Consider the following 3,364-nt stretch of genomic DNA (forward strand, 5'->3'; position numbering starts at 1 on the left):
GGGATCGACCAGAAATCCCACAGCCCCGGCGTCTTGCCCTGATCGCGCATCTGGCTGATCCGGTAAATGCCAATGGCCGAGGCGGGCGCCACCAGCGCAAAGCCGCCCATCATCACCGGGACGACCGCGCCCTGACCCAAGGACCAGAGCCCGACCGTGATGGCGAGGCCGATCACAGTGAACACGACGCCATAACCAATGGACAGGAAGGGGGCGGCGGCCATGTCGTCGATCGCGCCCTTGATCCAGGCCCAAGGCGCATCCCGACGCACTTTTTCCAGCGTAACCATGCGAACTCCTCCCTATGATTATTGTGTGTATTACGACTGTGATCTCATTTGATTTCGGTGACAAGTCAGACTCAGCGCCGCACCCCGCGCCGACGCAATGGACAGAAGCGAGAAACTCTGAAACTCTGCGGCAAACTCCGGAGTGAACAGCGTTCACATCTCATCCGGCAAGAAAATCCAGAGGGGAGCGCATGACCCAACAGCTCGATTTCAAAGGCCGCACGGCGGTCATCACCGGCGCCGGCAGCGGCATTGGCGCGGCCCTCGCCGCAGCTCTGGCCGCACGCGGCGCCAATCTGGCGCTGGCCGATATTCAGGAGGATCGCCTTGCTGAGGTGGCGGACGCCCTGAAAAGCAATGAGATCAAGGTGACTACCCATAAGGTGGATGTGGCCGACAAGGACCAGATCGCCGCGTTTGCCAAAGCGGTCGAGGCCGAGCATGGCGCGGTACACGCCCTGTTCAACAATGCCGGCGTGGCGCTGGGCGGGACGTTCGACCGGGTCACCGACGATGACTTTGAATGGCTGATCGACATCAATTTCTATGGCGTGGTGCGCATGACCCGCGCCTTCCTGCCCCTGATGCAGCGGGCCGACACCGCCCAGCTGGTCAATGTCTCGTCGATCTTCGGCATTGTGGCCCCGGCGGGTCAGACCGCCTATTCCTCGGCCAAGTTCGCCGTGCGCGGATTTTCAAACGCCTTGATGCACGAGCTTGAAGGCACCTCCATCGGGGTGACGACCATCCACCCCGGCGGCGTGAACACCCGCATCGCCGAGGATGCGAAAAAGCCCGCCGACATGACCGAGGCCGAACTCAAAGCGGTGAAGAAGATGGCCAAGGAGGGCCTGGTCATGCCGCCGCCCGAAGCCGCCGAGATCATCCTGCGCGGCGTCGAGCGCCGCCGCCCGCGCGTGCTGGTGGGCCGCGACGCGCACACACTGGCGATCATGGAGCGGGTTTTCCCGATCAAGTATTGGGACTTCATCAAGAAGAAGGTCGCACGCCGCGAGGCGAACTAGAGCCGGCTTATTGCGCCGGCTCCATCACCTGTTCCTTCTGGATATGAGCGAGGACGGAGTGCGCAAAGGCTGAGCCTTTGGCCGTCCCGCCCAGATCCGCCGTGCGCTCCTCGTGCAACAAGGCCGCTTCCAGCGCCGCCTCCAGACGGTCCGCGGCTTTGGGCTGGTTCAGACCATAACGAAGCAGCATCGCCGCGCTGGCGATGGCGCCGGACGGGTTCGCCTTGTCCTGCCCGGCGATGTCCGGTGCGCTGCCATGGATGGGTTCAAACAGGCCCGGCCCCGAGGCGCCCAGAGACGCTGACCCCAGAAGCCCGATCGAGCCCGCCACCACGGCGGCTTCATCAGACAGAATATCGCCAAACAGGTTCTCGGTGACGATGACGTCAAAGCGTGCGGGATGGGTCACCAGCGCCATGGCGGCGGCGTCCACATACAGATGGTCGACCGTCACATCAGGGTACTGACTGGAAAGATCATTCACTGTCTTGCGCCAGAGCCGCGACGTGGCGAGCACATTGGCCTTGTCCACGCTGGTGAGCTTGCCTTTGCGACCTTGCGCGGCCTTGAAGCCGATCTCGGCGATGCGGCTGACTTCCGCGCGCGAGTAAGTGCAGCCGTCAAAGGCTTCGTCCTCGCCCTCGCGCTTCTCGCCAAAATACAGCCCGCCTGTCAGCTCCCGAACGATCAGCACGTCCGCGCCCGCAACCCGGTCCTCCTTCAGGGGCGAGAGATGCTCCAGCCCTTTGAAGACCTTGACCGGACGCAGATTGGCGAACAGACCCAGCGCCTTGCGCAAACCTAGAAGGCCCTGCTCAGGCCGTTTCGGCGCGTGATCCCATTGCGGTCCGCCCACGGCGCCCAGGAAGATCGCATCCGCAGCCTCAGCCGCTTTCAGCGTGTCTTCGGGCAAGGGCTCGCCGCTGGCATCGATCCCCGCCCCGCCAAACGCGGCTTCGGAGAAGGTGAATTCCAGCCCTTCCAGCTGGGCGACCGCCTGAAGACATGCCTTCGCCGCGCGCGCGACCTCAGGCCCGATGCCGTCGCCAGGCAGGATCAGGATGGACTGGCTCATGCCGCGGTCTCGCTCTCAAACCGGGTGATGGCGTCAGACTGGTTGAGGATGAAGCCCAAGGGGTCCACGCCCTCGATCAGACAGGTGCGCGCGAACGGATCAAGCTTGAAGCTGGCGGTGATATTGCCCGCCGTCACGGTCTGGTTGACCACGTCGACGGTCACTTCAAGGTCCTCGCGGTCGAGCAAAGCCGCATGGGCCGCCTCGTCGATCTCGCACACCACAAGGCCGTTCTTGAGCGCATTGGACTTGAAGATGTCCGCCGCGCGCGAGGTGATGACGGCTTCGACGCCAAAATCACGCAGCGCCCAGGGCGCGTGTTCGCGCGACGAGCCGCAGCCAAAATTATCGCCCGCGATCAGGATGCGCTGCTCGTCGCGGTTCACCTGATTGAGCGGATGCGCGGTCGGCGCGCCGTCAGGGGTGAAGCGCCAGTCATGAAAACACGCCTCGCCCAGCGCGCCGCGCTCGGTCGTGGTCAAGAAGCGCGCCGGAATGATCTGGTCGGTGTCGATATTGGCGTCCTTGATCACGAAACTGCGGGAGGTGACCTTTGTGATGGGTTCATTGAGCATGAGACGCCTCCAGAATACGGCGCGGATCAGCGATGGCGCCGGCGATGGCGGAGGCGGCCGCCGTGGCCGGGCTGGCCAGAACGGTGCGCACGCCACGGCCCTGACGGCCAGCGAAATTGCGATTGGAGGTGGAGACGATGCGCTCGCCCGCCAGACCGCTATCGCCATTCATGGCGATGCACATCGAATAGCCCGGCTCGCGCCAGTCAAAGCCTGCATCCTTGAAGATAACGTCGAGGCCCTCGGCTTCCGCCTGTTCCTTGACCAGGCCGGAGCCTGGAACGATCATCGCCGAGACGGTGGACGCCACCTTCTTGCCTTCGACCACCTTGGCGGCAGCGCGCAGATCCTCGATGCGGCCATTGGTGCAGGAGCCGATGAACACCCGGTCGATCTTGA

5 protein-coding genes are annotated in these 3,364 nt (G+C 63.8%); 1 reads left to right on the forward strand and 4 read right to left on the reverse strand.

Annotation, left to right across the window (positions count from 1 at the left end):
* Positions 1 to 290 (reverse strand): DUF2189 domain-containing protein (locus tag B3M53_RS04160; RefSeq protein WP_286799668.1); only part of this gene is annotated, 290 nt, incomplete at its 3' end.
* 191 nt (positions 291 to 481) lie between these two features.
* Between B3M53_RS04160 and B3M53_RS04165 the strand changes: the two genes are divergently transcribed.
* Positions 482 to 1,315: an SDR family NAD(P)-dependent oxidoreductase gene (locus B3M53_RS04165; protein ID WP_273020228.1), complete on the forward strand. Its 834-nt coding sequence runs from the start codon at positions 482 to 484 to the stop codon at positions 1,313 to 1,315.
* 7 nt (positions 1,316 to 1,322) lie between these two features.
* Here the strand turns inward: B3M53_RS04165 and leuB are convergent, their stop codons facing one another.
* The 3 genes from leuB to B3M53_RS04180 form a co-directional block, all read right to left on the reverse strand.
* Positions 1,323 to 2,390 carry a 3-isopropylmalate dehydrogenase gene (gene leuB, locus B3M53_RS04170; RefSeq protein ID WP_022700577.1) on the reverse strand — a complete coding sequence of 356 codons (1,068 nt, stop codon included), beginning with the start codon at positions 2,388 to 2,390 and terminating at the stop codon, positions 1,323 to 1,325.
* Positions 2,387 to 2,965 carry a 3-isopropylmalate dehydratase small subunit gene (gene leuD, locus B3M53_RS04175; RefSeq protein WP_160092710.1) on the reverse strand — a complete coding sequence of 193 codons (579 nt, stop codon included), beginning with the start codon at positions 2,963 to 2,965 and terminating at the stop codon, positions 2,387 to 2,389. The genes leuB and leuD overlap by 4 nt, the downstream gene beginning before the upstream one ends.
* Positions 2,955 to 3,364 (reverse strand): aconitase family protein (locus tag B3M53_RS04180; RefSeq protein WP_286799669.1); only part of this gene is annotated, 410 nt, incomplete at its 5' end. The genes B3M53_RS04180 and leuD, both read right to left, overlap by 11 nt.

Origin of the sequence: Oceanicaulis sp. UBA2681, from assembly GCF_002354675.1 — a bacterium.
GTDB classification, from domain to species: domain Bacteria; phylum Pseudomonadota; class Alphaproteobacteria; order Caulobacterales; family Maricaulaceae; genus Oceanicaulis; species Oceanicaulis alexandrii.

Excerpts from the sequence above, each read along its gene's own strand:
- B3M53_RS04165 (WP_273020228.1), top strand. The coding sequence starts at position 482 with ATGACCCAACAGCTCGATTTCAAAGGCCGCACGGCGGTCATCACCGGC.
- leuB (WP_022700577.1), bottom strand. The coding sequence starts at position 2,390 with ATGAGCCAGTCCATCCTGATCCTGCCTGGCGACGGCATCGGGCCTGAG.
- leuD (WP_160092710.1), bottom strand. The coding sequence starts at position 2,965 with ATGCTCAATGAACCCATCACAAAGGTCACCTCCCGCAGTTTCGTGATC.